This window comes from Dietzia sp. SLG310A2-38A2 (genome assembly GCF_014145095.1).
GTDB lineage: Bacteria > Actinomycetota > Actinomycetes > Mycobacteriales > Mycobacteriaceae > Dietzia.
Genome location: NZ_JAALDX010000301.1, coordinates 1 through 2261, shown reverse-complemented (window position 1 = coordinate 2261; position 2261 = coordinate 1). Strand labels below are relative to the sequence as shown.

The window sequence follows — 2261 nt, the reverse complement described above, 5'->3', positions numbered from 1 at the left end:
TCCGCCGCACCCCGTCCGGAGTGCTGGGTCGGATCCGCGGCGCGCTCGGGCGCGAGGTCCACCGGCCGGTGGGCGCTCAGGCCACCGCGATGTACCTGGCGTCCCAGATCGGGCCGGGGCGGGTCATCAGGCTGGCCAATCGACGTCTCACCTCGTGAGCGACCGCGCTGCCGACCCGGAGGGGGCGACGGTCGATCCCGCTGCCGGGCCGACGGAGTGGGGAGAAGGCCTCGTCGGGGTGGGCCCGTGGGAGCTCGAGCGCCCCGGTGAGCCGCGGCCCGCGGGCGACCACTGGGATCCGGACCTGCTCGACTCGGGCGACCGTCGCAACGTGGTCGACCGCTACCGCTACTGGCGGCGTGAGGCGATCGTGGCCGACCTCGACACCCGGCGGCACCCCTTCCACGTGGCCATCGAGAACTTCGGCCACGATGCCAACATCGGCACCGTCGTCCGGACGGCCAACGCGTTCCTCGCTGCGGAGGTGCACATCGTCGGGCGACGTCGCTGGAACCGTCGCGGGGCGATGGTCACTGACCGCTACCAGCACCTGCGCCACCACGAGGACGTGGCCGCGCTGATGGCCTGGGCCGAATCCGAGGGGGTGCCGGTCGTCGCCGTCGACAACCTCCCCGGCGCCGAGCCGCTCGAGACCGCCCGGCTCCCGCGCGAGTGTGTGCTGCTGTTCGGTCAGGAAGGCCCCGGGGTCAGCGCCGACGCGCGGCTACGGGCGGCGAGGACGGTGTCGATCGCCCAGTTCGGCTCGACCCGGTCCATCAACGCGGGCGTGGCCGCGGGGATCGCGATGCACGCGTGGGTCCGGGAGCATGCCGCGTCCTTCTGACGCCCCGGCGTCCGATGCTTAATGAAAATGGTTACCATTAGGGCCATGGCTGATTCCCGCACCCCTGTCACCGTCCTGTCCGGCTTCCTCGGAGCAGGCAAGACCACGCTGCTCAACCACTTGCTCGCCAATCGGGACGGGCGCCGCATCGCCGTCATCGTCAACGACATGTCCGAGATCAACGTCGACGCCGCTCTGGTGGCCGGTGAGGGGCACTTCGAGCGCGGCGAGGAAAAGCTGGTGGAGCTCACCAACGGCTGCATCTGCTGCACGCTCCGTGAGGACCTCGTGGAGTCTGTGGCCCGCCTGGCGCGCGAGGGGTCGTTCGATGCCATCGTCGTGGAGTCCACGGGCATCTCCGAGCCCATGCCGGTCGCCGCGACCTTCGAGTGGGAATTCGAGGACGGGTTCCGGCTCGACGACCTGGCGCGTCTGGACACCATGGTCACTGTCGTCGACGCATCTACGTTCCTTGGCGCGATCGCCCGCGGGGACCGGATGGATCACCACGACATGGCAGCGGGGGAGGGCGACGAGAGGACGATCGCCGACCTCCTGGTGGACCAGGTCGAGTTCGCGGACCTCGTCCTGGTGTCCAAGACGGATCTGGCCTCGGAGCCGGTGTCCGGCGCGACCGAGCAGATGATCCGGGCCCTCAACCCCCGTGCCCGGGTGCTCCGGCTCGACCGCGGAAGGATCGACGTGTGCGCGGTCGTGGACACGGGCTTGTTCGACCCCGCGACCGCCGCGCAGGCGGAGGGGTACGCGGAGGAGCTCGCCAGCCCGCACACGCCGGAGACGGAGGAGTACGGCATCTCCTCGACCGTGTTCCGGGCTGGCCGGCCGTTCGATCCGGCCCGGCTCGAGGCGGCTCTCAGGTCCACCCGGGGGCTGGTTCGCTCCAAGGGATACTGCTGGTTGGCGACGCATCCGCACCACGCGGTGGTGTGGTCGCAGGCCGGGCCCAACTACGACCTCCAGATCGCTCAGGAGTGGGCGCGCGTACCGGACGTCCGGCCGGGACAGGAGATCGTGCTCATCGGGGTGAAGCTCGACCACGCCGCCGTGCGATCCGCCCTGCGTGGCGCGCTGCTCACCGACGCGGAACTGGCGGCGATGCCGTCGACGGCGCCCGGTCTGGGACTCGCCCGCTGACCCACGCGGGCAACCCAATGTGACTGACGGCGCTACCGTGGCGTCGTGGCCCCCACCACGTTGCCGCACGAACTCCGTCTCAGCCTGCTGGACAGGTCCCGTACCCGACACGGTGAACCCCACGCCGCTGCGCTCGAGAGCACGCTGCGCCGCGCGGAGCACGCCGATGCCCTGGGTTTCCACCGCTTCTGGGCCGCCGAGCACCACGCCGTCCCCGGGATCGCGAGCGGAAGTCCGCCCCTGCTGATCGCGGCCGCCGCCG

2 protein-coding genes and 1 pseudogene are annotated in these 2261 nt (G+C 71.1%); all 3 read left to right on the top strand.

Annotated features, from left to right (window positions below; translation table 11 throughout):
- Nucleotides 1-199: 199 nt before the first annotated feature.
- Nucleotides 200-844, top strand: a pseudogene (locus G6027_RS11195) (RNA methyltransferase); the annotation flags it as partial.
- Nucleotides 845-889: 45 nt separating this feature from the next.
- Nucleotides 890-1999: a GTP-binding protein gene (locus tag G6027_RS11190; protein WP_182637252.1), complete on the top strand. Its 1110-nt coding sequence runs from the start codon at nucleotides 890-892 to the stop codon at nucleotides 1997-1999.
- A 60-nt stretch (nucleotides 2000-2059) separates the two neighbouring features.
- Nucleotides 2060-2261, top strand: a 202-nt coding sequence (locus G6027_RS11185) for an LLM class flavin-dependent oxidoreductase (RefSeq protein WP_187702821.1), incomplete at its 3' end; no start/stop codon positions are given.